This is a genomic window from Acinetobacter junii (assembly GCF_018336855.1).
In the GTDB taxonomy this organism is placed as follows: Bacteria; Pseudomonadota; Gammaproteobacteria; order Pseudomonadales; family Moraxellaceae; genus Acinetobacter; species Acinetobacter junii.
This window is the reverse complement of sequence record NZ_CP059558.1, coordinates 3,135,469-3,160,002: the sequence shown is the minus strand read 5'-3', so window position 1 is coordinate 3,160,002 and position 24,534 is coordinate 3,135,469. Positions and strand designations below refer to the sequence as shown.

Here is a 24,534-nt window from a genome sequence, read left to right as displayed (position 1 = left end):
ATGATAAATTTAAGGGATTAGCTTTGAATAAAATAATTTTAATTTTTAGTTTGTTTTGCGCGTCAAGCTGTTTTGCGATTCATCCAGACCAAGAATATATGGAATTCTTAAAAAGGTATGAAGAACTTGCTAATTTGAATGATGCTAAAGAAATGGACATGTATGCCGATGATGCAAAGATTACCATTAAGGGAATTTCATCTGATGGTATCGAACGTTCAATGAGTATGTCAGGTAAGAAAGCAAAAGAATTCTATTTAGAAAATATGGAAATAATTAAAAAAATAGGGTCTCAAATAAAATTTAGTAATGTAAAAGTAGTTAGAGGTCATAACTCGACAAAAATAAATGCATCAAGGTATAGTAATGAAAAATGCTATACTGATAATGACTATAATATGGTAGTAACTAAAAAGGCAGATAAAAAGCTTTATATCACAGAAGAATATTTGACAATACCACAAGAAAACTTATGTAGAGAAGGGATCAAAGATGATTTGGCTCTTCAATTATCTTTATATGCGAATGTCATGCAGAAAAATCTTCCAATGCAGGTTGATAGAGAAACGAATTTAGAAAAAATTACTGCTCAAGATAAAGAGCTGATGTTTGTTTTTCGATTTATTCATTTTACAGCAAATGATTTTTCCAAAGAGCAATGGGAAATTAGTGGGGTACCGCAACTTATTCAAAATGTTTGTAAAGATATACCAATGAAAGAAAGACTAGATAAAGGTGCACAGTTTAATTTTAAAGTTTATTATTCAGATTATACCCCTATTACCGATATTAAAATGACGAAGCAGGATTGTAGTATTTAATTAACCTTGAATTAAACTATACCCAAACCCTCGATGTGTCCGAATGGGATCATCATCGGGGGTAATTTGTTTAAGCTTTTGTCTTAAACTTTTAATATGGGTATCGACTGTACGTTCTAGGCTATGCTCAGGATGTTCCCAAATATGATCCATCAGTTGTTGTCGACTAAAGACTTGTTCAGGATGCTGAATCAGTAAAAATAACAAACGATATTCATAGCGTGTCAGTTGCAGTATTTGCCCATGATATTGAATCTGTAGCGATTGTGGATTGCACGTCCACGTCGCAGATTGCAAGATAATTTCTGCTTGGGAAGTTGATGGTTTCGACGAGATATTTTGCGCCTGTATTTCCATTCTGCGCCAAATGGCTTTGATTCGCGCCACAATTTCTCTTGCACTAAAAGGCTTTGTACAATAATCATCTGCGCCGATTTCTAGACCGACAACCCGATCAATTTCATCATCACGTGCAGTGAGGAATAATAAAGGTGTTTGATATTTTTGGCGTAGCTGTTTGCAGACTTCAAAACCATTCTGATCAGGTAAACCAACATCTAAAATAATAAAATCAAAAGCTTGTTCTGAAAGATATTGTAGTGCTTGAGCCCCTGTATTTGCCCAACTCACGTTCCAGCCTTCGCGCTCAAGAGCATAACGTAGCGGAAGAAAAATCGCAGCTTCATCTTCAACACAGAGAATTTGTTTTTGATTCATCATGATTAACTAATCAATATTTTCTAATTTTATTGGGTTAGTTTAGCGGAAGATGTGGTTGAGAAAAGTAGGAATACTCATTTTTATAATTATTTAATAAAGCAAAGGACACTTGAAGTGCCCTGTAATATTCGGATTTGATCGTCACGCCAACCACAGGAGCAAATGCTAAAAGCGAGGATTTCTTTAGCAAGAGCAAATGACAAGGATAATGTCACTGCGATGCTTAGAGTACTGAAAACCGCATAAAAAGCAAACATAAATTTGAACGAGAATTGTGCTTTTGCATAAAAAAGCAACGTTACCACAAGGAAAGTTGAGATTCCTCCTCATGCGTCTGTAGTTGGTAAACGCCTACACCGACTAAACGGAATTGAAAACTTTGATCAATACGCATTTCTTCGATTAATTGCAAAACCACTTGTTCTAAATCTTGTTGTGAGCGAAGAGCGAGTTTAAAACTCTTACTATGCTGTAAGGTTTGAAAGTTTTTGAGTTTGAGTTTGACGTTTACCCCACGAGCAGTCAGCTGTTTTCTTTGCAAACTGCGCCAGACTTGCTCTGCTAAAGGCTGCCAAGCATGAGCACATTGATTCAATGTGTAGTCATCATCAAAGGTAATTTCTTTCGAGATTTGTTGGCGTTCACGTTCTGCTTTGACGGGACGATGATCAATGCCTTGTGCGTATAAATACAGTTGTTTACCGTATTTTCCGAAGTGATGGATGAGTACATTTTCTTCTATTTTTTGTAGGTCGCCCAAGGTGTGTAAATTTAATTGATTTAATTTTTCATGTGTGACTTTGCCAACGCCAGGGATTTTATTTAGTGCTAAGTCTTGAATAAAGTGTTGGATTTGATGGGGTTTGATAACAAACAATCCATTCGGTTTATTCCAATCAGATGCGATCTTAGCCAAAAATTTATTAGGTGCAACGCCGGCTGAAGCGGTCAGTCCTGTGACGGCAAAAATATCTGCGCGAATTTGAGTCGCAACTTCAGTAGCGCTCGGGATGTTTTTTAGATTCTCAGTGACATCCAAATAAGCCTCATCTAAAGATAGTGGTTCGATGAGTGGTGTATAATGCTGAAAAATTTGATGAATTTGTGCTGAAACCTCTCGATATTTCTCAAAATGAGGTTCAATCACCACCACTTGAGGACAAAGCTTTTTTGCTTGCCCCATTGACATCGCAGAACGTAGACCAAAAACACGAGCAGGGTAGGAGGCAGCGGCAATGACAGAGCGTGGATGGTGTGAGGAAATGACCACTGGTAAATCTTTAAGTTCAGGACGATCACGTAGCTCAACTGAGGCAAAAAAAGCATCCATATCGATATGAATGATTTTGCGTAACTCATTTGCCATCTTGAATGCCTTGCTGCTCAAGGAAGATGCGCCACTGGCGTGGTGAATCCGCATACACATTTAAATCAACAGCTTTAGGTATCCCATCAATTTTTCCAGTTTGGGTGTGTTGCCAAAATAGCCATTTACGTCCGTCTTTTAATTCAGGTTTAGCTTCGTAATCACGAACCCATAGCGGCGTATCGTTAAAGCTCCCCATCAAAACGATGTGATAAAAACTCTTAGAAATATAGAAAATAGGCTGTTTGCCATAATGTTGTTGTAATTGATCATGCATGACCTGAATTTCTTTGAGTAACTGTTCTTTGGTATAGGTATTAATACAATTACTGTCATATTCCAAATCAATCACAGGGGGAAGGGCATCTGCTTTCTTTGGAACAGTCGCGATAAAATTTTCAGCTTGAACTTTGCCATCACGACACAGGCGATAGAAATGATAAGCACCGACATGCAACCCCTGTTCGCGAGCTTTTAGCCAGTTGTCCTGAAACTTACGATCTTTAAAATCGCCACCTTCTGTGGCTTTGAGATAGACAAATTGATATTGCATCGGAGAGATTTTTTTCCAGTTAATCTCACCTTGATGATGTGAAACATCAAAACCGCGAATCGAATAATCTTGTGCAGAGGCTTTTTGTTGGTAGAACAAACCGAAATAACTGACGATACCTAACATGACGGCTAAACCGATACTGGTATAAGTCGGATAATGCTCAGAGAGTCGGTATTTCGCAGTTTTTTTCGCCATGTCGTCAGAAGTTATGCAAGGTCTAATAGAGAGTCGGATTTACAATACTGATCATGTATTGATTGTACTCGTTTTGCTTTGGGATGAACCATCTGACTACCAAATTGTTCCACAAATCTACACGATGCATAATCTTTAGCCTGTCGTTCATATTCACGTACCCAGTTTTCTCTGTCTGCCGTGCGCTCGTTTGATATCGGCCATATACCTTGTCTTAATCGCTCTACGCCTATTCGCCACGGTTTAGGACTGATTCGGGCACGGAAGCAATTTTGATTTTGGCACATCAGGTCATAATAGGGATCGGCATAGATTGCTTTGAAAAATGATTGAACTTGCTCCCCTCGAGGTTCAAAGATTTGATGCATAACCAAAATTCGATAACCATTGGGCGTGCGATAAACACGTAAGTGCCATGTTGGATAATGTGCTGAGAACGCTCTAATTTTCTCTAGAGCTTGTTGTTCAGGTGTGCCCTTAAGTTTTTGTTGGAATTTAAATACCGATTTTGCAATCAGGCTCATAACTAGAAGCGAAAGGACAAATCCAATGCCAAAGATAAACCAAGAAGAAAAATAAAATGCGCCTAAACCGCTGCTAGCCAGTAATACAAAGAAAATGATGAAGTACAAACTAGAATGAGGTTGGGTCACAAAATCAATATCAGCAAATAAGACATCAGGTGTGTTTAGACATAATGCACCATAGCTATTACGCGTAATAATCACATCATCGTACTGGCTGATGATTTCCTCTCGAATAGGTAAGCCCTCTGCACCGTTATAAGCAATTTTATGATCGATACGCCGAACCGTTTTATCTATTTTAAGTTGTTCAAGCGCCTCAAAGACTCGTTGCTCGGCATGCTGCTGAGCCGCTTCGATATTTTCATCTGACCAACCAAAGCGTTTAATCGTATATTGGCAACCTTCAAATTTCGTTTTGGTTTTTGCTTCAGCCCAATATTTAGGGATGATCATCTCTAGATCCTTCTTATTTTTGATATTTTATTACTTAATTAATCTGTTGTTTCTTTCGGAATTTGCCAAAAAATCCAAGCAGTAATGATATTGATACATCCTAAAGAGATGAGTGTGGCATGGAAAGCTGTAGTTATCGATGATGTTGGAAAATGTTGACCATATACATTGATCAATGTACCTGCTAAAGCAACCCCGATACTCATCGAGAGCATCATAATCATCGATAAGAAGCTATTTCCACTACTCGCATCATGCTGTGGTAAATCTTTAAGGGTGAGCGTATTCATGCCAACAAATTGCAGTGAGTTGAGCGTCCCAAAGATAAATAAATGTAATATTTTTAGCCAGAGAGGCGTATCAGCGGTCATTAATGCAAAACTAGCAATACATAGACCCACCAATACGGTATTGGTGAGCAGAAAGCGACGATAACCCACTCGTTGAATGATCGGTCGAATAATCGGTTTGGAAAATAATGAACCTAGTACCATCGGGATCATCATTAAACCTGTGATAAAGGGTTCGAAGCCAAAAGCCACTTGCAGCATCAACGGTAAAATAAAGGGAATCGCATTACTGCCGAGACGAGCAAAGAAATTTCCTAGTACCCCAATTGAAAAAATCTTATAGCGAAATAAACGTCCATGAAACAAAGCATTTTGATGGCTATGTGCATGATAGGCATACGCAACTGTTGCAATCGTACCTGCAACTAATAAGGAAATACTGACTAAACCTGAATATTGAGGTGCAGCAATATTTTCAATGCCTAAAGACAATCCGACCATTGCGATCATGAGCAAGATAAAACCACTTAGATCAAAGGCTTTTACGCTAGGTTCTTTTTGGTTAGGCATGACTTTGAAGGTCATGATCATTCCTAAGACTCCCATCGGGATATTAATCAGGAAAATCCAGTGCCATGTGGTGACTTCGACGAGCCATCCGCCCAATGTCGGTCCCATGAGTGGACCAATTAAACCAGCCAAACTCATTAGGCTCATAGCAGAGAGAAACTGAGAGCGGGGAATTAGTTTAAGTAATGCCAAACGACCAACAGGCATGAGCAATGCACCACCAATCCCCTGAATGACACGAAAGAATAGCAACTGATCGAGATTTTGGGATAAGCCACAACCTAGTGATGCTAAGCTGAAAATTACCATCGAACTGAGATAAATATTGCGAATACCAAATCGATCAGCAAGCCAACCGCTTAACGGGATACAGGCTGCGACGGATAATACATAAGCGACAATGACTCCATGCATTTGCAATGGGTCTTGATTGAGCTGAACTGCCATAGCAGGAATCGCCGTGTTGACGATCGTGGTATCTAAGGCCTGCATAAAGAAGCCAATTGAAACCAATAATACCAACAAGCGAAATTCAGGTTGTACAGCTTGATGAGTCGTCGTTGTCATATATTTTAAGGTGCTAAAACTCTATTCAAGTTTAATGCAAAAGAGCCTGAAAGAAAGACAATAATTGTCAAAGAGACGTCATCGAAATGACATCAAAATGTCATCGAATTTGAATCTCAGAACACTAGATTGATCCTACATAATAAATCGTATGGAAATTGATCATGAAGTTTAAGATTTCAGTTTTATTGACAGCTTTACTGTCTGTGGGATTAGTGGCATGTAACGATAATAATGACAACAACAATAAATCAGAACAAATTGAACCTACCCCTGAAACCATTAAATTAAGTGTATTAGGACACTATAAAACCAATATTTTTGCTGAAAGTGCAGCAGAAATTCCTGCGTATGATGCGGCAAGCAAACGGTTATTTGTCGTGAATGCACAAAAAGGTTTGGTAGATGTACTAGATGCATCTAAGCCTGAACAACCTGTTCATATTGCAGAACTCTCTGCACGTGATTATTTAGCTGACTCAGAAGTGAATAGCGTTGCCGTACAAAATGGCATCGTGGCGATTGCAGTCCAAGCAAAAAATAAAACCGATGCAGGTCTCGTGGTTTTCTTTAATGCCAAAGATTTGAGTTTTATGAGTAAAGTGGCTGTAGGTTCATTGCCTGACATGCTGACCTTTAGTCCAAATGGAAAAACTGTTTTAGTGGCAAATGAAGCTGAGCCAAATGATGATTATTCGATTGATCCTGAAGGTTCGGTCAGTATTATTGATATTCAAGACATTAAACAACCTAAAGCGAGTATTGCTGATTTTAGAGCTTGGAATAGCCAAAAGGCAGATCTCATGGCAAAAGGTGTGCGTATTTTTGGACCAAATGCTACGGTTGCTCAAGACTTAGAACCCGAATACATCACCATTTCAGGTGATAGCAAAACGGCATGGGTGACATTACAAGAAAATAATGCGATTGCACGAATTGATATTGCTCAGCAGAAAGTTACCGATATTTATCCATTAGGCTATAAAGATCATGGCGTAATGGGTAATGAACTGGATGTCAGTGATAGAGACAGCAAGATAGATATCAAAACTTGGACTGGTTTAGTGGGTATGTATCAGCCAGACTCGATTGCGAATTATCAAGTGAATGGACAAACCTATTTGGTCACAGCCAATGAAGGGGATAGCCGTGAATGGTTAAAAGATGAAGATGCCTATTTTGCGGGTAACTTAGCTCAAGGTTATGTTGAAAATATCCGTATGAAGCATTTATTTAACAGTAAAGGCTTCAATGCGGAAGGTGATTATCCTGCCCATTTACAAAAGATCGCAAATGGTGTGAAAGGAGCTAAACTTAATCCTGTTACATTTGCCTATTGTGGTGCGACAGCAACCGAAGCAGGAGATTGTCGTAAAGATGGTAATTTAGGCCGTTTAAATATCGCATGGAATATGGGATATCAAACCAATGCGGATGGATCACCAAAGCTAGATGCAAATGGACGATTAATTTACGATAAATTGTATGCCTATGGCGCACGTTCATTTAGTATTTGGAATACCCAAGGACAGCTGGTATGGGATTCAGGAAGTGAGTTTGAGAAGAAAATTTCTGAACTGTTTCCAAATTATTTTAATACCGATCATGAAGCCGTTAGTTTAGATGATCGTAGTGATAATAAAGGTCCTGAACCTGAAGGTATTACACTGGGCACGATTGGTGCGAAGACCTTTGCATTTATTGGTTTAGAGCGAATGAGTGGCGTGATGGTATATGACATTACTACACCAATGCAGCCTAAATTTGTTGAATATTTCACGACTCGTAATTTTGTGGAAACGGATAGTGCCAAGCAAGGTGATTTAGGACCAGAAGGCTTGATCTTTATCGCTGCCAAAGACTCACCAAATGGTAAGCCCTTATTGGTTGTCGGAAATGAAGTAAGTGGCTCTACTGCAATTTATCAAGTGAATGTTCAGTAATAAGTTATAAAAAAGCGGATCAATAGATCCGCTTTTTTGATCAAAATACATCAAACTTCAATATGGGTCGGTGCATCCAAATTTTTAATTACATTGGAAATTTGTTCAGTGGTTTCACAAATAATCACTTTGGCACGATGTTGAGGGGGAAGAAATCCTTCTTCTACTGCATAATCAAGTTGAGCAATCAGTGCATCATAGAAACGATTGACGTTATAAATAATCATTGGTTTTTGATGCTGATTGAGTTGTCCCCAAGTCGCAATTTCTAGAATTTCTTCAAAAGTTCCCAAGCCACCTGGCAGAGCAATAAAGGCACTAGCACGCTCAGCCATTAACGCTTTACGTTCATGCATGGTCTCTACGACGTGTAACTCGGTGAGTTTACTATGAGCAATTTCATAATCCAGCATAAACTCAGGAATTACGCCAACGACTTCGCCACCATGTTCTAAAACTGTATCTGCGACTTGTCCCATTAGACCAATACTGGCACCGCCATATACGATGCCAAAGCCTTGATCAGCGACATGCTGTGCGAGTTCAATCGCTTTATCGCGGTAGATTGGTTTATTACCGGTACGTGAACCACAATATAGCGCAATTAAAGCTTGAGTTGTTTTTGGGAGAGGTGTTGTTCTTTTCTCAGTCATTCTTAGTACACTATTCATTTCGTTTATTTTTCACCTTATCATTTTCATCGTAGTTGTCTAGGCTAAATCACTTTTATGACAGTTTTATGCACATTTTACATACAATCTCTTTTGGCAATACTTAGAAAGAATTTGTAAGAAACATCCACATAAAAAAGGTGAATTTCACTACGATCTTGCCTATACTGAAAATCCTTTTATTAATTTATGTACCTCTATGAGTAGTGGTTGTTGTCGCTCCGCTTTGTTTTTATTTCCTAAGAAAAATGTTTTGGCTGCTAATGCTGGCCTTTTAAAATTTAAACTCCAATACCTTGCTGCCAATTTTGCAGAGGAGTCTCGTCAATGATCTTCGAATGGATGTCTGACCCTTCTGCATGGGTTGGTTTGGCGACTCTAGTCGTATTGGAAATCGTATTAGGTATTGATAACCTTGTTTTTATTGCGATTTTGGCGGAAAAATTACCGCCAGAACAACGTGCTGCTGCTCGTAGAATTGGTTTAATTCTCGCATTATTAATGCGTTTGGTTTTGTTGGCATCCATCGCTTGGGTGGTCACTTTAACCCAGCCGCTTTTCCATGTGTTCGATCATCCTTTCTCAGGGCGAGATTTGATTCTGTTGTTCGGTGGTGTGTTCTTATTGTTTAAAGGAACAATGGAATTACATGAGCGAATTGAAGGTAAGCAGACCTTAAAAGAAGAAAATCCAGTACATGCTGCATTCTGGATGGTGGTTGTACAGATCGTTGTACTTGATGCGGTATTCTCACTTGATAGTGTGATCACCGCTGTGGGTATGGTCAAAGACCTTTCAGTGATGATGATCGCGGTGACTATTGCGATTGGTATCATGTTGTTGGCAGCACGTCCTTTGATGGAGTTCGTCAACAAACACCCAACCGTTGTGATTCTGTGTCTCGGTTTCTTGATGATGATTGGTTTCTCCTTAGTCGTTGAAGGCTTTGGTTTCCATATTCCGAAAGGCTATTTATACGCAGCGATCGGATTCTCTGTTTTGGTTGAAATGGTCAACCAAACTATGCGTCGTAACCAAGAAAAACTTGTGACAACGACTGACTTGCGCTATCGCACTGCTTCAGCAGTGTTGCGTATGTTGGGCGGCAAAAATGATGGTCAAAACAAAGAAGCGGAAGATGTTTTAGCAACTCAAGCTTATGCCAAAGAAGTCTTTGACGAAGATAATGGTGTGTACCATAGCGTACTTGTACAAGGTGTACTGGGATTGTCGGAACGACCTGTTAAATCGGTCATGACACCTCGTCCAGAGTTAGAGTGGTTAGATTTAGATTCTGATCCTGAAGAGTTAAAACAGCGCTTAATGGCAATGACCCACTCACGTTTAATTATTGCGCGTGGTGAGCTGGATAATATTGAAGGTATTGTTCTGACTCATAAAGTATTAAATGAATATATTGAAACAGGCTCAATTGATTTCACAAAACATATTAGAGAACCTTTGATTGTTCATGAAAATGCGCAAGTGTTGATGGTGATGGAGCAATTACGTCAAGCACCTTTGCAAATGGCGATTGTACTCAATGAATATGGTTCAATTGAGGGTATTGCGACTCCTATTGATGTGCTTGAAGCGATTGCTGGTGAGTTCCCTGATGAGGATGAACTCGAAGCTGCGGCAGCAAGCTTAGAAGACGGTTCAATGTTGTTAGAAGGATCGACCGATATTCGCCATGTGTCATTGTTACTCGGTAAGGACTTAGTTGATGAAAGTGAAGAATATTCAACTTTGTCGGGCTATATTCTTTTCCATTTAGGACGTTTGCCTGAAAATGGTGAAATGATCGAAGCCGATGGTCATCGCTTTGAGGTGGTGACGATGGATGGGCACAAGATTGAAAAAGTGCGCATCATTGCAAAAGACAAAACATCTGAAAAGTAATTCGATTTGTTGAGTTGCTTTAAGTCCCTGAGCAAAATCTAATATGTAGAGCAATCACATTATGATTTTCTCAGGGTTTTTATTTTTGAGAATGAAAAATGACTGTGTTAGAGAATTGCCCTTGCGGACAAGGTTTATACATAAATTGTTGTCAGCCTTTGCATCTAAAACAACAATTTGCTGAACATGCAGAGCAGTTGATGCGTTCACGCTATAGTGCATTTGCCTTGCAAAAAATAGATTATATTGTTGAGACGACTGCTTTAGGTCAACAGTCTATGCTTGATCGTGTGGCAATTGCAGATTGGAGTCAGTCCAATCAATGGTTGAAATTAGAAGTGTTACAACACCAGCCTAAACTTGATAAAACCCATGCCTTAGTCGAGTTTAAAGCCCATTATTGTGATCAAAATCAGGATGCAAAACAGCAGCATATACATCATGAAATTTCACATTTTGTTTTACATCAGCAGCGTTGGTATTTTCTTGATCCAACCTTGAATATGCAAGTCACCATGAAACAACCGTGTATTTGTGGTTCGGGGAAAAAATTTAAACAATGTTGTGCACAATTCATCTAAGTTTGTCTTAAAATAGCGCACACTTTTATGCCTGATTGAAGGATGTAGGCAGATGTTGCTCACCGTTATTTACATTATTGCCATTACTGCGGAAGCAATGACAGGAGCTCTGTCAGCGGGACGTCGTAGTATGGACTGGTTCGGTGTGACACTGATTGCCTGTGTGACAGCTTTGGGTGGTGGTTCAGTTCGAGATGTGTTGTTAGGGCATTATCCTTTAACTTGGGTGAAGCATCCTGAGTATTTGGTACTGACGTGTTGTGCTGCATTTGTCACGATTATTATTGCCAAATGGATGAAGCATTTACGCAATATCTTCTTGGTACTTGATGCTTTAGGTTTAATTGGTTTTACCATTATTGGTTGCCAAATTGCGTTGTCGATGGGGCACGGTTTTGTCGTCTCAGCCGTTGCAGGAGTTTTGACAGGAGTATCAGGTGGTATTCTGCGTGATATTCTGTGTAATGACGTGCCTTTAGTGTTCCGCCGTGAGCTATATGCCAGTATTTCCTTTGTTGCTGTGATCTGTTATTGGGTCTGCTTAGAGGTCGGTTTGCCACATGATTTGACCGTTATTTTCACTTTGGTTTTTGGTTTCACTTTACGTCTGATCGCGATTTATTTTGGCTTAGAAATGCCGAAATTTATTTATAAAGAAGATGATGCGGAATCAGCTTCGTCTACGGATGAGCATTGATTGACTAGCTGTATATGCGATGCTTTGAGATAAATTAAAATGAATGATATCAAGTTTGATAAGAAAGATTTTTATAAAAGTAACAAGCTTTTTCTTATCTTGGTGATTGTATATTTTCTGGCACAGTATAAGTCTCAGTTAGATGTTTTAAATATTCTGCATGATCTCCTTTTATTCGGAGTGACTATCGGATTGTTCAAATTACTAAGAAATACTCAACAAGATCAACTGAATTATCTTATTCCGAATATTATGTTTATTTGTCTCATAATTTTTCAGATTGTATTTAAGAAATAACATCTCTTGTAAGACAGCATTTGACGTTTAAACAACAACAAGGGCTTGTCACAACGCTTTCATCCACATAGCATACAAAGCATTGACGATAACAATGATTTTGGATGACTTGCTGAAATGACCAGCCTTGCACATCATGCAACCGAAAACCGTTCCGTAGCTGAATTCACAGAACAAGCTTATTTAAACTATGCCATGTACGTGATCATGGATCGTGCATTGCCACATATCAGTGATGGTTTAAAACCTGTACAGCGCCGTATCGTATATGCGATGAGTGAGTTAGGTTTAAAATCAACAGGTAAGCCAAAGAAATCTGCACGTACTGTCGGTGATGTACTGGGTAAATACCATCCACATGGTGACTCAGCATGTTATGAAGCCATGGTATTGATGGCTCAGCCGTTCAGTTATCGTTACCCATTGATCGAAGGTCAAGGCAACTGGGGTTCACCAGACGATCCTAAATCCTTCGCTGCGATGCGATATACCGAAGCTAAACTGTCCGCTTATAGTGAATTATTGCTGAGTGAACTAGGACAGGGCACCAGCGAATGGCAAGATAACTTTGATGGTTCGATGAAAGAACCAATCACGTTACCTGCACGTATTCCCAATATTTTGCTGAATGGCACCACAGGAATTGCGGTGGGGATGGCGACAGATATTCCACCTCATAACTTACGTGAAGTGGTAAAAGGTACGATTGCACTGATTCGCAATCCTGAAACCACAGATGAAAAATTAGCAGAATACATCCCTGCACCAGATTTACCGACTAAAGCAGAAATTATTACCCCGCCTGAAGAATTATTAAAAATTCAAACCACAGGTCGTGGTAGTTATCGCATGCGTGCGGTATATACCATTGATAAAAATGAAATCGTAATCACTGAACTACCGTATCAAGTTTCAGGTTCAAAAGTGATTACTCAAATCGCTGATCAAATGATCGCTAAGAAATTGCCTCTGGTCAGTGATGTACGAGATGAATCAGATCATCAAAACCCAACACGTTTGGTGATTGTACTGCGCTCTAACCGTGTCGATGCCGAAACGGTAATGAGTCACTTATTTGCTACGACAGATTTGGAATCTAGCTATCGCGTCAATCTGAACATGATTGGCGCGGATGGTCGTCCGCAAGTTAAATCGATTCGCCGTATTTTATTGGAATGGATTGAAATTCGTAAGCAAACGGTGACACGTCGTCTGCAATACCATTTAAATAAAATCGAAAAACGACTGCATATCTTGGCAGGTCTTTTAATTGCTTATCTCGATATTGATACTGTGATTCGAATTATTCGTGAGGAAGATCAACCCAAACCAGTGTTGATGCAGCACTTTGGGATTGATGACATTCAAGCGGAAGCGATTTTAGAGTTAAAGCTTCGTCACCTCGCCAAGCTTGAAGAAATGGAAATTCGTCGTGAGCAGGAAGAGTTAGAAGCGAAAGCTGCGATTATTCGTGAGCAATTGGCAAATCCAGAATCATTGAAGAATTTAATCATTAATGAATTAAAAGAAGATGCTAAAAAGTTCGGTGATGATCGCCGTTCACCTATCGTTACTCGTGCTGATGCTGTACAAATTAAAGAACAGGACTTAATGCCTGCGGAAACGGTGACGGTTGTTTTATCCGAAGCAGGTTGGGTGAGAGCTGCCAAAGGCGGTGATGTCGATGCTGCGAATTTAAACTATCGTGCTGGTGATCAATATCTCAGCCATGCAGTTGGAAAGACCAATCAGCGGGTTTATTTCTTGGATGAAACAGGTCGAAGCTATGCTTTACCGATCAGTAGTTTGCCATCGGCACGTGGATTGGGTGAGCCTTTAAGTTCTAAACTTGCACCAGCCAGCGGTGTGTCATTTATTCAAGTCTTTATTGAAGATGATGCGAGTGAATTGCTTGCCGTGAGTTCAAATGGTTACGGCTTCAAAACACAAGCAGCTCAACTTGATACCAATGCTAAGGCAGGTAAATCCTTCTTGACTGTGGCAGATAAAGCGACGGCATTACCATTGTTGCCAATTCAGCAAGCGACACATGTTGCAATCTTAAGTTCTGCGGGTAGGTTACTTATCGTTGATTTGACTGAGTTACCTGTGCTGAATAAAGGTAAAGGTAACAAGTTGATACAACTTGATGAAAAAGAGCAAATTTTATCCATGACAACCTTGAATTTAGATGAAATAATCCAAGTCGCTGCAGGACAACAACATCTAAAACTGAAAGGGGATGATCTCCAAAAATATATAGGAAAAAGAGCAACAAAGGGGCAACTTTTACCACGGGGATATCAAAAAGCAAATAGACTCCTCATTCAGAGATAAGGCTAGTATTCTGCGACACAAATACGTTATATATGAAATATATTCATCTTGTGTGAATAGATTGACAAGGCAATTCAAAAAGTTAAAAAAAATGTTTTGCCATGGAAAGTAACGTTGTTACATTTTAAGGATTACACTCGGAGATAATGGCATTATGGAAAAGATTTGGTTTGCTGAATACCAAAAGACAGGAATTCCAGAAACAGTTGCACTGCCTGCTGAAAACACCTCACTTGTTGATATTTTTGAACGCAATTTCCAAAAATTTGGTTCACGTGATGCCTTTATCTTCATGGATAAAGTTTTAACGTTCAATGAATTAGAAGTCGCTAGTCGTAAATTTGCTACATATTTACAAAGCCTTGGTTTGGCAAAAGGATCGCGTGTTGCGGTGATGATGCCAAACGTATTTCAATACCCAGTGGTTGCCTTAGGTGTATTCCGTGCAGGCTTGGTATTGGTAAACGTTAACCCGCTTTATACAGCGCGTGAACTTGAGCATCAATTAAATGACTCAGGTGCGGAAGCTCTTGTAATTATTGAAAACTTCGCAAGCGTATACCAAAGCATTATTGGTAAAACACCTGTGAAGCATGTTGTGGTAGCTTCAGTTGGCGATATGTTGGGGACCTTAAAAGGTACGATCGTTAACTTTGTTTTGCGTAAAGTGCGTAAGCAAATTCCTGCTTGGAACATTCCAGGTCACGTGAAGTTTAATACAGCATTAAACAAAGTAAGCCCAAGTAACTATAAACGCCCAAGCTTAACATTAAGCGATACAGCAGTACTTCAATACACTGGTGGTACTACGGGTGTTTCAAAAGGCGCTGAATTAACACATCGCAACCTTGTATCTAACTTATTACAGTCAGATGCAATTTTCTCAAGTAAATTCGGTACGGGTGATGGTGCTAAAAATGACCGTATCGTATGTGCTTTACCGCTTTATCACATCTTTGCATTCATGGTGTGTGCACTTTACGGTATGTACAAAGGTCAAGCGAATATCTTGATTCCTAACCCACGTGACTTACCAGCTGTTGTTGGTGAATTACGCAAATACAAACCTTCATTCTTCCCAGCAGTAAATACATTATTTAATGCTTTAGTGAACAATGAAGAGTTTAAACAACTTGACCATAGCAATCTTAAGATGGCAATGGGTGGTGGTATGGCTGTATTGCCTTCAACTGCTGCTGCTTGGAAGAAAGTAACAGGTACGATCATTATCGAAGGTTATGGTTTATCTGAAACTTCACCAGTTGCAACTGCGAACCCACCAGCAACAACTGAGTTTAGTGGCACAATCGGTATTCCATTGCCATTAACAGAAGTTGTATTGCTTGATGATGATGGTAATGAAGTGGCACAAGGCGAACAGGGTGAGATTTCAATCCGTGGTCCTCAAGTCATGAAAGGTTATTGGAACCGTCCTGACGAAACTGAAAAAGTGATGACCAAAGATGGTTTCTTCCGTACTGGTGACGTCGGTATCATGGATACACGTGGTTACTTCAAGATTGTAGACCGTAAGAAAGACATGATCTTGGTTTCAGGCTTTAACGTTTATCCAAGTGAAATCGAAGAAGTGATTGCAAAACATCCTAAAGTGTTGGAAGTTGCTGCGATTGGTGTACCTGATGAAAAATCAGGTGAAGTGCCAAAACTATTCATCGTGAAAAAAGATCAGTCATTAACGACTGAAGAAATCTTGGCTTATGCAAAACAAAACTTAACAGGTTACAAATGCCCTCGTTATGTTGAGTTTATGGATGACTTACCAAAATCAAACGTAGGTAAAATCTTACGTAAAGATTTACGTAAACCTGCTTAAGAAACCAACCTTTACACTGCTATAACCAGCTCACCCTTAAAAAGGGGGAGCTAGAAAAACGCCGCAATCGCGGCGTTTTTTATTTGGGTTTATTTAGCGTTATTCGACTTCATTAACCAGCGATCAATATACGGTCGACCGATGCCGACAATCCCGACAAATACAACCATTGTGGCAAGTTGGAAACGTAGACGAGTAGGATCAATCCCATTAAAACTAAAGTAATTATCTGCTACGGCGTAAGCAACAATAATACTCAACCAATGCCAAAGCGTTAAACGCTTAATCCCGACAGCGTAGAAGGCAATCGTCAGTATAACAAAGGTACCTAGAGTTGATTGCCAGTTCAAGTTTGCACAAATTACGCTAAGCAAAAATGCCATGATTGGCAGCACGACTTTCAATACACGATCTACGAGGACTTGATGTTGTCGTTGCTGTGCAAGTACTTCAAACATTTCTTTTTGATCTGGATGTTGCATAGTCTAACCCTAGAAAACTAAAAATGAGTTACAAGTGGATGGCATATAAACTTGAGAGATTTGTCGAATATACACAAATGAAAATTAAATAAATTTTAGGTTATGATAGCATGATCAAAAGAATTTCAAGTGACGGATGTGAGCATGCAAGGTATTGGCGGCATTATATTGATTATTATCGTCGCGTGTCTGTTGCCCTATGTTTTCACCTTGATTGCAAAATCGAAGGGTGGTTTTCAAGCAAAAGATAATCAGAATCCGCGTGAATTTCTAGCTAAAACGACAGGTTTGGCCGCACGTGCCAATGCTGTACAGCAAAATAGTTTTGAAAGCTTACCTTTGTTTATTGCGGCTATATTAATGGCTGAATATATGGTGGTACCTGAGAAATTTATTATGACTTTAGGTTGGGCTTATATCGTTTTTCGCGTGATTTACGGTATTTGTTATCTAGCGAATTTAGCGACTTTACGTTCGATCATTTGGTTTTTTTCGCTACTTTGTCCGATTCTCCTTTTTGTGATTACTGTCAAAATGACTTAAGGTAAATAAAATAGAAAATTCTCTAGCTGATGGTTTTCTAGCATCATTTTCATTGTATTCACGTTATAATCTCTCGGATTTACATCTAAGTTCACCAATATAAACGAGTGTTGATATGAGTTATAGCAATATTCCTGCGGGTAAAGACGCACCAAACGACATTTATGTCATCATTGAAATTCCTGCAAATGCAGCACCTATCAAATACGAAATCGATAAAGATTCTGATGCGTTATTTGTAGATCGTTTTATGGGTACAGCAATGTTCTACCCTGCGAACTACGGTTATGTGCCAAATACATTATCTGAAGATGGTGACCCATTAGACGTTCTTGTTGTAACTCCACATCCTGTTGCTGCTGGTTCTGTGATTCGTTGCCGTCCAGTTGGTAAATTAAATATGGAAGATGATGGTGGTATCGATGCGAAACTTATCGCGGTTCCACACGAAAAGTTATCTCCACTATATAAAGATGTTAAAGAATATACGGATCTTCCGCCATTATTGATTAGCCAAGTTGAGCATTTCTTTGCACATTACAAAGATTTAGAGCCAGGCAAATGGGTGAAAATTAGCGGTTGGGAAGGTGCAGATGTTGCTAAGGCTGAAGTGCTTAAAGCGATCGAAGCTGCTAAAAAATAATAGTTTTTAATACATCCTCAACGTTTGCATGCAAATGTAGGGGATATAAAAAACCTCCATTCAATGAATGGAGGTTTTTTTTAACTTGATCAATCGACTGTGAATTAGAATAATTTCACAGGGATATCAAGCCAGATACGCCATTCATTCGTATCACCGATGTAACCAGCTTGATATTCGCTGCTTGCACGGTAGTATGAGTGACGTAAGCGTAAGCTTGCATCTTTAGCAAAACCAGATTGAACTGTGTATTTTACTTGGTTGAAGAATTCACGTTCAGTTGCATTATCAGCTGTACGTGTACGACCAATCAAATCACCATTCGCGTTGGTTACAGCTGTATTGGTATCAATATCCCAGCCATAAACAAATGCAGTTGTCCAACTTAAACCTGGAACGCCATAAGCGCCTAAGTCAATGTTGTATTGAAGCTGAGCTGATTTTTCATCATTTCCAATAAAGTCAGACAGGTATGAGTTCGGCATATAAATGGTTTGATGGCCATCACCTACACCTTTACCTAGACCGTAGTCATAACCAGCATTACCACTGTTTTGTTGGTAAGCAAGCATCAACGTATGAGGACCAGTGTTATAGGTCGCAGACAAAGCCCAAATTGAGTTTTGGTATTTGTCATCAGCTGAACCAATGTAAGAGTACAAGCTGTCATTTGCTTGACGATCCCAATCAGTGTGGTAACCACTGAAGTCATACGTCAAAGAGCTATTGTTTGCTAATGCTTGTTTGTAGTTCGCATTTACATAGTGACGCTCTAAACGATCTTGAATATCTGTACCGTAATACGATGTATTCAATTGATCATTTACTTTGTATTTTGCACCCCAAACAACTGCGCGGTCTAATTGGTTACCGTCAGAGTTAATTTGGTCAGAGTATTGGTTTTTAGTGAATTTACCAACAGTAACTTCTAAACCTTCAATTTCACGGCTGTTTGCTAAAACACCTTCAAAATATTCAGGAACTAGACGAGCTGTATTACTTGCAAGTACTGGTAAATCTAGGACTTGAGTACCATAAGTTACGGTTGTATTTGATACACGTGCTTTAACAAAACCACCACCACGAGCCCAATGGTCATATGCTGAACCATCTGGGTGTTTTGGAATCATGCCGTTGCCAGCATTATTGTTTGAGCCAAGTTTGAATGAAGCATCGCCGATAATACCAGCGCCAAAGCCAACGAAGCCTTTAGTAAAACCAGAGTCTAGTTTTACCATCGCCGTCTGTGCATATGAGCTAGTGTCTTCGACACCATTTTTCTTGTCACGCGTTAAGTAACCAGTGCGGAACAGAACTGTTCCGTTGGCATCTTCAACAAATCCTTTTGCTTCGCTTTGTTCGCTTGCATATGTTGAGGAGATCAATGCGGCATTAATCAAAACCGCCAATGTAAGTTTCTTTGCCTTTGGCATAGGTAGCCTCATAATAAATAAAATCAATTTCGATCAAAATCGAAATTTTGACCAATTGTATAAGTTATACATAAAAAAGATAGATTTTTATTAAATTATTTTAATCATTTTTACACAAAATTCAGCTAACATTTTATGATTTAATTATCGTTTAAAATTAAATCATATTTAAATTAATATATTGATTTTTATTAATATATTGTTTTATTTTAATCATAAAATATATTGATTATTTTTTAGCTAAATGCATTAAAAATACGTGATTTGTTTCTATTTTTTCTCTTTTATTTTAATGATTTATTTTTTCTTTGATCAAAAGCTATTCGACTGATTTGCAAAAAATTACATCCCGACGAATGACATTTTTTGCTGTACAAAAACGCACCATTATTTTCAGGCAGATTTAAGTTTTATCTGTGCACTTTTAGGGGGCGATTCAGGCTATATCAACATATTTGATTGTTATTTAAGGAGAACAGCACTTTTTATTAAATTGAATTGCATTATTTTTGTGCATTTTTTAGGCGCAACAATGGCAGTGCTTCTTAATAGTTCAGAAAAATGAACCTTATTAAAGAAAAAATAATATTTCAGCACAGCCAAATGGCGTCGATAGCACTCTTATTGAACAGAAGCTAGATTTAGCAAGCATTTCTAAAAGTTGGCACAGCAATTGCTAATTACAAAATGATGCAACTTAAAACATAAATCAGTCGAATATCCATCATGGGGGAGATCAATATGATGAAATTTGCATGTAAAGCGATCGCGTTGAGTATTTTTGCTGTGACTTCGACTTTTGCTATGGCCGAAGAAACAAATACTTTATCTCAGTATGGCCTTAGCTTTTCTGGTAATGCTGCTTTAACTACAGACTACCGTTATCGCGGTATGACACAAACTCAAAGTGATCCAGCATTACAAGGTGGTTTTGCTTTATCTCATTCTTCTGGTTTGTATGCAGGGGTATGGGGTTCAAATGTAAATTTTGGTTCTGCTGATCCGCATTTGGAGTTAGACCCATATGTAGGTTATGCAACTGAATTACCATTTGCTGGTAAGCCAAAATTAGATGTTGGTTTATGGTATTACGGTTATCCAAGTGCTTCAGATTTTAACTGGCTTGAATTATACGCTAAATTAGGATTCAGCAGTGTTATTGCTTCTGGTGACAGTCTTTTAGCTGCTGTTAACTACACCAACGACTTCTTTGGTTTAGAAGAAGATGCGTGGTATTTAAATGCAACTTATACTGTGCCTTTCGCTGACACTGGTTTTGGTGGTGTAGCTAGCGTTGGTTATACTAAAGCTGATGATTACGACTTTAGTGACAACGGTAGTGAAGACGATAACTATGTTGATTGGAAAGTTGGTGTAACTTATAGCGTGAAATCAGTACCTGGTTTATCAGCTGAACTAGCTGCTGTAGGAACAAACATTGATGCAAATGCGCAACCATATAAACGTGGTGTTGAAACAGGTGCAGTATTTACATTAAACAAAACATTCTAATCATGTAATTGATTGATGCTTTGAAAGCCAGCAATTTGCTGGCTTTTTTATCTTTAGTCATTTTATTTTTAATCAATTTGATTGTTTGAAATTGAGTTAAGTATTACGTGCATCACTGCGCCAGAATGAACGCTTTTTGCTCCAGTTTGGTTAGGTATTCGATCATTAATTTTGCAACTTAATTATTCTAAAAAACAATCATGCTGATTTTTATCTAAATAATTGTTTTATAATAATTTATTAAATTTTGTATTGTTATTAATAATGGCATGGCATTTGCAAAATATCTATTGATTCACTTTAAGACCTAAATCATTCAAATGTAAATAAAAAGGGGCAATCAATATGATGAAGTTTGCAGTTCAAGCTGTTGCTTTAGGGGTCGCTACATTCGCTTCGACACTCACTATGGCAGAAGAAAAAAAACTTCCATTTCCAGGTACGATCACAGGCAATATCAATGTTGTGTCCAGTTATAACTTGCGTGGTATGACCAACTCACCTGAAAGTGATACACCTGCGGTGCAAGGTGGACTTGATTATGCACATGATAGTGGTTTTTATTTGGGTTATTGGTTTTCAACATTGACAGCTGCTTATGCAGATTTTAATACCTCACCTACAGACGTGAAGGAAGAAAAGAAGTCATTTGAAAATGATTTGTATGCAGGATACAAAGGAAAAATCACAGAAGATTTGGGCTATCAAATTGGTGGGACTGTTTATTATTACTATCCAGGCTGGGAATCAACGGGTTATGAAACAATTGTCGGGCTGAGCTACAAAGACTTTAATATTACTGCTCAGACATTATTAAATAATGTGACTTTTGGTAATAAAGGTGACACCTATTTCTTGGCAACTTATGCACCTAAATTAGCTGGCGGATTTACAGGTAAAGCACAAGTTGCGGCTTATTATTATGGTGATGATGATGAGTACTTGGCTTATCAAGCCAAACCAGGTGATGTCACTAAAACAGATTTTGCATTCCGACACGCTACACTAGGTTTATCGCATCCTTTGGGTGAAACTGGCGCAACGTGGAGTCTAGATTACATTTTTGGCGGTTATACACGTGATGAAACTAAACAGAAAAACAAAGTTGTTTTAGCTTTAGGTTATGCGTTCTAACTGATTTGAGAAAAAAGCGACCATTAGGTCGCTTTTTAGCTATTGCTACCTCGATAAGACAAGGCTTCTGTTAAATGTGAGCTAGATATTATGTCACTCTCAGCTAAGTCAGCAATCGTTCTTGCAACGCGAAGTACCCGATGATAAGCACGGGCCGATAGATTTAATCTTTGTTGTGCCATTTCAATAATTTTTGCAGATCCCTCGTCTAAACGAGCATGTTGATCCAAAAGTTGGGGTGAAAGCGCTTGGTTTAAGCATTGCTGTCTTTTGATCTGTTGTTGATATGCTTTTATCACTCGATGACGAACAGTTTCAGAGTTTTCTGAGGGTTTTGGGTCTTGTAGCTCTTGAGCTTGCAAGGGTGGAACATCGATATGCAGATCAATTCGATCCAAAAGTGGACCTGAAATTCGATTTTGATAACGTTGAATACTTTCAGGCGAACACTGACAACGACTATCTTGATTAAATGCATATCCACAAGGGCATGGATTCATTGCAGCGATAAACTGAAAATTTGCAGGGAAGGTCATTTGTCTCGCCGCGCGAGAAATTACGATTTCTTTAGACTCTAAAGGTTGGCGCAGAACTTCAAGCACTTTGCGGTCGAATTCAGGTAATTCATCTAAAAACAAAACGCCGCGATGAGCAAGCGTAATTTCTCCAGGTTTTGGTTGAGAGCCTCCACCAACCAAAGCGATCGCAGATGCTGTATGGTGAGGTGCACGAAAAGGGCGTTGACCGAAATGATGTTGAGCATTTGCTACGGAATAGATACTAGCAACCTCTAAATTTTCTTGAGCATTCAAAGGGGGTAAAATTGAAGGCAGTCGAGATGCAAGTAATGTTTTTCCAGTGCCAGGTGGTCCCTTAAAGAGTAATGAATGACCTCCTGCAGCCGCAATTTCTAATGCGCGGCGAGGACGGAGTTGACCTTTAACATCAGCAAGATCGTATTGATATTGTGATAATGATGAAATAGATCGTTGTGGTGCGGCTTTTATTTGGCTACTGCCCGAAAAATGTGCACATACATCTTGTAAATGTTTGGCAGGATAAACTTGAAAGTCTTCTAGTTGATTTACCTCGTCCACATTTGATTCAGGAAGAACTAAATGATGCTTAGCTTGCTGACAAGCCATAGCAATAGTTAATGCCCCTGAAGTTGGACGTAAATGACCATCCAAAGCAAGTTCACCAATAAATTCAAATCCTTCCGTACAATTTTCAGGAAGCTGACCTGAAGCGATTAAAATCCCCAATGCAATTGGCAGGTCAAGTCGTGACCCATCTTTGGGCAAGTCTGCAGGTGCTAAATTGATGGTTAAGCGTTTGGTTGGGAAAAGAAAACCACTATTAATTATTGCAGATCGAACGCGATCTTTACTTTCTCGGACGGCTGCTTCAGGTAAACCCACGATGGTTAAAGATGGTAGGCCAGAACTAATATGCACTTCGACCTCGATTTGAGGGGCGTGTAGCCCCAACAATCCCCTTGTATAAATTTTTGCAAAAGACATTTTATTATTGTTCCATTGTGGTGCTTTATTTTTAATCATTTAAATGTGCAAATTGCACTGAAAAGGTGCTTATTTTTTGTTCTGCACCATTTCTTCAAGAGCTTTCATCTGTTGTTGTAACTCAGTAAGACGTTGGTTGGCTAAATTGAGGGCAGTTCTTTGACGATCTAGTTCTTGTTTGGAAACAAGATCGAGCTTCTCGATGCTTTCATTTAATAATGCGCGGAGGTTCTTTTCTAAATCTTTTTTAGGTTGATCAATTTGCTGCAAAATCGCTTGTAAAAGAGTTTCAATCATAATGAGCTCAATGAGTTATGTATATTTGCTGCTCAGTGTAACACTGCTTGTCTGAATCCTCTAGACTTGTTGTTGAACGTTGGATGACTGGAGACTTGTTTTAGCTAAACGTAGGCAAATGAAACTTATTTTCGATTGAATATCTACATCTTCAAGGCTAAATAGGTTATAAAGAAAGCTTGTGCCTGATATTTAAAAATCCCCAACCTTTAAATATTGGCATGAAAATTGAACATAAAACCTTACTGGTGAAAATAAGCCGAAGGAAAACAAACATGAAGCTTGTAACTGCAATTGTAAAACCATTCAAATTAGACGACGTGCGTGAAGCGCTCTCTGATATTGGTGTTCAAGGGATTACCGTAACTGAAGTCAAAGGTTTCGGGCGTCAAAAAGGTCACACAGAATTGTACCGTGGTGCAGAGTATGTGGTTGATTTTTTACCAAAAGTGAAGATTGAAATTGCGATTAGCGATGAAATGGTTGATGCCGTAATCGAATCAATCACTCGTGTCGCAAGCACTGGAAAAATTGGTGACGGAAAAATCTTTGTTACGAATTTAGAACAAGTCATCCGTATTCGTACTGGTGAAACAGGGCCAGATGCTGTCTAAATTGGCATAAAGTTTGCTGAGTTAGA

At 38.9% G+C, this 24,534-nt stretch carries 22 protein-coding genes; 12 read left to right on the top strand and 10 right to left on the bottom strand.

Annotated features, from left to right (window positions below):
• Positions 1-23: 23 nt before the first annotated feature.
• Positions 24-821 carry a hypothetical protein gene (locus H2677_RS14630; RefSeq protein WP_199956231.1) on the top strand — a complete coding sequence of 266 codons (798 nt, stop codon included), beginning with the start codon at positions 24-26 and terminating at the stop codon, positions 819-821.
• Here H2677_RS14630 and creB read toward each other — a convergent pair whose 3' ends face one another.
• The 5 genes from creB to mdtD all read right to left on the bottom strand — a co-directional run bounded on the left by creB (position 822) and on the right by mdtD (position 6,065).
• Positions 822-1,541, bottom strand: a complete 720-nt coding sequence (gene creB, locus H2677_RS14625; RefSeq protein WP_212638820.1) for a two-component system response regulator CreB — start codon at positions 1,539-1,541, stop codon at positions 822-824.
• Positions 1,542-1,839: 298 nt separating this feature from the next.
• Positions 1,840-2,907: a DNA polymerase IV gene (dinB, locus tag H2677_RS14620; RefSeq protein ID WP_212638819.1), complete on the bottom strand. Its 1,068-nt coding sequence runs from the start codon at positions 2,905-2,907 to the stop codon at positions 1,840-1,842.
• The gene (locus tag H2677_RS14615) at positions 2,897-3,658 is read right to left on the bottom strand and encodes a glycoside hydrolase family 25 protein (protein WP_004917111.1); all 762 of its coding nucleotides are present in this window, start codon (positions 3,656-3,658) and stop codon (positions 2,897-2,899) included. The genes dinB and H2677_RS14615 overlap by 11 nt, the downstream gene beginning before the upstream one ends.
• Before the next feature lie 11 nt (positions 3,659-3,669).
• Positions 3,670-4,638, bottom strand: a complete 969-nt coding sequence (locus H2677_RS14610; RefSeq protein WP_212638818.1) for a hypothetical protein — start codon at positions 4,636-4,638, stop codon at positions 3,670-3,672.
• A gap of 38 nt (positions 4,639-4,676) precedes the next feature.
• Entirely contained in the window at positions 4,677-6,065 is a 1,389-nt protein-coding gene (mdtD, locus tag H2677_RS14605; protein ID WP_212638817.1) for a multidrug transporter subunit MdtD, read from the bottom strand.
• Positions 6,066-6,229: 164 nt separating this feature from the next.
• On the opposite strand from mdtD, the gene H2677_RS14600 reads away from it, so the two are divergent.
• On the top strand, positions 6,230-8,008 hold the full coding sequence (locus H2677_RS14600) for a choice-of-anchor I family protein (RefSeq protein WP_212638816.1): 1,779 nt from the start codon (positions 6,230-6,232) through the stop codon (positions 8,006-8,008).
• A gap of 50 nt (positions 8,009-8,058) precedes the next feature.
• Here H2677_RS14600 and H2677_RS14595 read toward each other — a convergent pair whose 3' ends face one another.
• Positions 8,059-8,679 carry an LOG family protein gene (locus H2677_RS14595; RefSeq protein ID WP_004917099.1) on the bottom strand — a complete coding sequence of 207 codons (621 nt, stop codon included), beginning with the start codon at positions 8,677-8,679 and terminating at the stop codon, positions 8,059-8,061.
• Positions 8,680-9,006: 327 nt separating this feature from the next.
• Here H2677_RS14595 and H2677_RS14590 point away from each other — a divergent pair, with 327 nt between their 5' ends.
• The 5 genes from H2677_RS14590 (at position 9,007) to H2677_RS14570 (ending at position 16,327) form a co-directional block, all read left to right on the top strand.
• On the top strand, positions 9,007-10,581 hold the full coding sequence (locus H2677_RS14590; RefSeq protein WP_004917094.1) for a TerC family protein: 1,575 nt from the start codon (positions 9,007-9,009) through the stop codon (positions 10,579-10,581).
• A 98-nt stretch (positions 10,582-10,679) separates the two neighbouring features.
• Positions 10,680-11,162 carry a YchJ family protein gene (locus H2677_RS14585; protein ID WP_125297270.1) on the top strand — a complete coding sequence of 161 codons (483 nt, stop codon included), beginning with the start codon at positions 10,680-10,682 and terminating at the stop codon, positions 11,160-11,162.
• A gap of 52 nt (positions 11,163-11,214) precedes the next feature.
• On the top strand, positions 11,215-11,859 hold the full coding sequence (locus H2677_RS14580; RefSeq protein ID WP_004957253.1) for a trimeric intracellular cation channel family protein: 645 nt from the start codon (positions 11,215-11,217) through the stop codon (positions 11,857-11,859).
• Between the two features lie 414 nt (positions 11,860-12,273).
• The gene (gene parC / locus H2677_RS14575; protein ID WP_004917083.1) at positions 12,274-14,493 is read left to right on the top strand and encodes a DNA topoisomerase IV subunit A; all 2,220 of its coding nucleotides are present in this window, start codon (positions 12,274-12,276) and stop codon (positions 14,491-14,493) included.
• A 154-nt stretch (positions 14,494-14,647) separates the two neighbouring features.
• Positions 14,648-16,327, top strand: a complete 1,680-nt coding sequence (locus tag H2677_RS14570) for an AMP-binding protein (RefSeq protein WP_212638815.1) — start codon at positions 14,648-14,650, stop codon at positions 16,325-16,327.
• A gap of 89 nt (positions 16,328-16,416) precedes the next feature.
• Here H2677_RS14570 and H2677_RS14565 read toward each other — a convergent pair whose 3' ends face one another.
• Positions 16,417-16,809 carry a hypothetical protein gene (locus tag H2677_RS14565; protein WP_004957261.1) on the bottom strand — a complete coding sequence of 131 codons (393 nt, stop codon included), beginning with the start codon at positions 16,807-16,809 and terminating at the stop codon, positions 16,417-16,419.
• A 144-nt stretch (positions 16,810-16,953) separates the two neighbouring features.
• On the opposite strand from H2677_RS14565, the gene H2677_RS14560 reads away from it, so the two are divergent.
• Together H2677_RS14560 and ppa are read left to right on the top strand one after the other, a co-directional pair.
• Positions 16,954-17,352 carry an MAPEG family protein gene (locus H2677_RS14560; RefSeq protein ID WP_005403514.1) on the top strand — a complete coding sequence of 133 codons (399 nt, stop codon included), beginning with the start codon at positions 16,954-16,956 and terminating at the stop codon, positions 17,350-17,352.
• A gap of 115 nt (positions 17,353-17,467) precedes the next feature.
• On the top strand, positions 17,468-17,995 hold the full coding sequence (gene ppa, locus H2677_RS14555) for an inorganic diphosphatase (protein WP_004917070.1): 528 nt from the start codon (positions 17,468-17,470) through the stop codon (positions 17,993-17,995).
• A gap of 104 nt (positions 17,996-18,099) precedes the next feature.
• Here the strand turns inward: ppa and H2677_RS14550 are convergent, their stop codons facing one another.
• On the bottom strand, positions 18,100-19,428 hold the full coding sequence (locus tag H2677_RS14550) for an OprD family outer membrane porin (protein WP_004957264.1): 1,329 nt from the start codon (positions 19,426-19,428) through the stop codon (positions 18,100-18,102).
• A 741-nt stretch (positions 19,429-20,169) separates the two neighbouring features.
• Between H2677_RS14550 and H2677_RS14545 the strand changes: the two genes are divergently transcribed.
• A complete protein-coding gene (locus H2677_RS14545; protein ID WP_004917065.1) occupies positions 20,170-20,940 on the top strand; it encodes a TorF family putative porin in 771 nt (256 codons plus the stop codon).
• 345 nt (positions 20,941-21,285) lie between these two features.
• A complete protein-coding gene (locus H2677_RS14540) occupies positions 21,286-22,074 on the top strand; it encodes a TorF family putative porin (protein WP_004957280.1) in 789 nt (262 codons plus the stop codon).
• A gap of 35 nt (positions 22,075-22,109) precedes the next feature.
• Here the strand turns inward: H2677_RS14540 and H2677_RS14535 are convergent, their stop codons facing one another.
• On the bottom strand, positions 22,110-23,597 hold the full coding sequence (locus H2677_RS14535; protein WP_212638814.1) for a YifB family Mg chelatase-like AAA ATPase: 1,488 nt from the start codon (positions 23,595-23,597) through the stop codon (positions 22,110-22,112).
• A 69-nt stretch (positions 23,598-23,666) separates the two neighbouring features.
• Positions 23,667-23,894 carry an accessory factor UbiK family protein gene (locus H2677_RS14530; RefSeq protein ID WP_004917059.1) on the bottom strand — a complete coding sequence of 76 codons (228 nt, stop codon included), beginning with the start codon at positions 23,892-23,894 and terminating at the stop codon, positions 23,667-23,669.
• Positions 23,895-24,169: 275 nt separating this feature from the next.
• On the opposite strand from H2677_RS14530, the gene glnK reads away from it, so the two are divergent.
• Positions 24,170-24,508 carry a P-II family nitrogen regulator gene (gene glnK / locus H2677_RS14525; protein WP_000780326.1) on the top strand — a complete coding sequence of 113 codons (339 nt, stop codon included), beginning with the start codon at positions 24,170-24,172 and terminating at the stop codon, positions 24,506-24,508.
• The last annotated feature ends 26 nt before the right edge of the window (positions 24,509-24,534 follow it).

What these genes read in the sequence shown, in the direction of transcription:
- H2677_RS14580 (WP_004957253.1), top strand. Translation starts at nt 11,215, where the DNA reads ATGTTGCTCACCGTTATTTACATTATTGCCATTACTGCGGAAGCAATG.
- ppa (WP_004917070.1), top strand. Translation starts at nt 17,468, where the DNA reads ATGAGTTATAGCAATATTCCTGCGGGTAAAGACGCACCAAACGACATT.
- H2677_RS14585 (WP_125297270.1), top strand. Translation starts at nt 10,680, where the DNA reads ATGACTGTGTTAGAGAATTGCCCTTGCGGACAAGGTTTATACATAAAT.
- H2677_RS14530 (WP_004917059.1), bottom strand. Translation starts at nt 23,894, where the DNA reads ATGATTGAAACTCTTTTACAAGCGATTTTGCAGCAAATTGATCAACCT.
- H2677_RS14590 (WP_004917094.1), top strand. Translation starts at nt 9,007, where the DNA reads ATGATCTTCGAATGGATGTCTGACCCTTCTGCATGGGTTGGTTTGGCG.
- H2677_RS14535 (WP_212638814.1), bottom strand. Translation starts at nt 23,597, where the DNA reads ATGTCTTTTGCAAAAATTTATACAAGGGGATTGTTGGGGCTACACGCC.
- H2677_RS14610 (WP_212638818.1), bottom strand. Translation starts at nt 4,638, where the DNA reads ATGATCATCCCTAAATATTGGGCTGAAGCAAAAACCAAAACGAAATTT.
- H2677_RS14545 (WP_004917065.1), top strand. Translation starts at nt 20,170, where the DNA reads ATGATGAAATTTGCATGTAAAGCGATCGCGTTGAGTATTTTTGCTGTG.
- parC (WP_004917083.1), top strand. Translation starts at nt 12,274, where the DNA reads ATGACCAGCCTTGCACATCATGCAACCGAAAACCGTTCCGTAGCTGAA.
- H2677_RS14540 (WP_004957280.1), top strand. Translation starts at nt 21,286, where the DNA reads ATGATGAAGTTTGCAGTTCAAGCTGTTGCTTTAGGGGTCGCTACATTC.
- glnK (WP_000780326.1), top strand. Translation starts at nt 24,170, where the DNA reads ATGAAGCTTGTAACTGCAATTGTAAAACCATTCAAATTAGACGACGTG.
- dinB (WP_212638819.1), bottom strand. Translation starts at nt 2,907, where the DNA reads ATGGCAAATGAGTTACGCAAAATCATTCATATCGATATGGATGCTTTT.
- H2677_RS14565 (WP_004957261.1), bottom strand. Translation starts at nt 16,809, where the DNA reads ATGCAACATCCAGATCAAAAAGAAATGTTTGAAGTACTTGCACAGCAA.
- creB (WP_212638820.1), bottom strand. Translation starts at nt 1,541, where the DNA reads ATGATGAATCAAAAACAAATTCTCTGTGTTGAAGATGAAGCTGCGATT.
- H2677_RS14595 (WP_004917099.1), bottom strand. Translation starts at nt 8,679, where the DNA reads ATGAATAGTGTACTAAGAATGACTGAGAAAAGAACAACACCTCTCCCA.
- H2677_RS14550 (WP_004957264.1), bottom strand. Translation starts at nt 19,428, where the DNA reads ATGCCAAAGGCAAAGAAACTTACATTGGCGGTTTTGATTAATGCCGCA.
- H2677_RS14600 (WP_212638816.1), top strand. Translation starts at nt 6,230, where the DNA reads ATGAAGTTTAAGATTTCAGTTTTATTGACAGCTTTACTGTCTGTGGGA.
- H2677_RS14560 (WP_005403514.1), top strand. Translation starts at nt 16,954, where the DNA reads ATGCAAGGTATTGGCGGCATTATATTGATTATTATCGTCGCGTGTCTG.
- H2677_RS14570 (WP_212638815.1), top strand. Translation starts at nt 14,648, where the DNA reads ATGGAAAAGATTTGGTTTGCTGAATACCAAAAGACAGGAATTCCAGAA.
- H2677_RS14615 (WP_004917111.1), bottom strand. Translation starts at nt 3,658, where the DNA reads ATGGCGAAAAAAACTGCGAAATACCGACTCTCTGAGCATTATCCGACT.
- mdtD (WP_212638817.1), bottom strand. Translation starts at nt 6,065, where the DNA reads ATGACAACGACGACTCATCAAGCTGTACAACCTGAATTTCGCTTGTTG.